We start from the raw sequence: 827 nt of genomic DNA, 5'->3' as shown, positions 1-827 counted from the left end.
CGTTCCAAAGGTATTAATATTGTTAAAGCAGCTAATGAATTAATTGATAATAAGGAATATTTACAATTATCTTTTAGTGAAAAAAAATATAGAGATTTTATAAATTTTTCTTTTTTTGATAATTTTTATCAACAAATTAATTATTTGTGTGAAAAAATTAAAAATTCTTTAATTTCTTCTACAACTGTTCTTTGCCGTAGTAATGCTGAATTACAAAAAATTAAAGATGAGTTTACAAAAAACCAAATTCTTTTTACTACATCTGATAATAATAGTAAAGAAAATGAAATTATTTTGTCAACGATACATGGATATAAAGGATATGAAAACGAATACGTTTATTTAATTGGTTGGCAAAATCGAAATGAATTACAAGACAAAGTTTTAGAAAAAAAATTAATTTATACTGCAATAACTCGTGCTAAACGTGATATTGAAATTTTAACTTTGAATGATTCTTCTATTTTTATAGATTATTTTTATTCCTTAATAAAAAAAGAATTAATTTCTGATGATTTTACAAAAGGATTAAATGATAAAATTTTTGATTTAGATTATTTAAAAATTTGTTTACCTAATTCAAAAGATATAGAAAATTATGATGAATTATCTACTACTATTAAAATTTATAATGAAAAAGTTAACCAATTAGAAAAACAACATAAATTTAATCAAATTACTGAATCTTATTATAAGAAATGTTATTTAAAATTATGTGTTTTATTTAAGGAAATTTCTAAAAATATTTATAAAGTAAATAAAAAAGATAATGGTTATGAAACTCGTTTAAAAGGGTTTAATTATTTTATGTTTGAACCTTTGGAACG

General features: G+C 19.7%; 1 protein-coding gene. It reads left to right on the top strand.

Annotation, left to right across the window (positions count from 1 at the left end; translation table 11 throughout):
- On the top strand, window positions 1–827 hold an 827-nt coding region (locus tag OYV_RS04090; protein WP_042068441.1), incomplete at both ends, for a 3'-5' exonuclease.

Source organism: 'Chrysanthemum coronarium' phytoplasma (assembly GCF_000744065.1).
Classification (GTDB): Bacteria; Bacillota_I; Bacilli_A; order Acholeplasmatales; family Acholeplasmataceae; genus Phytoplasma; species Phytoplasma asteris.
Note: the sequence above shows the minus strand (reverse complement) of the source record. Positions and strands in the feature narration are given on the sequence as shown.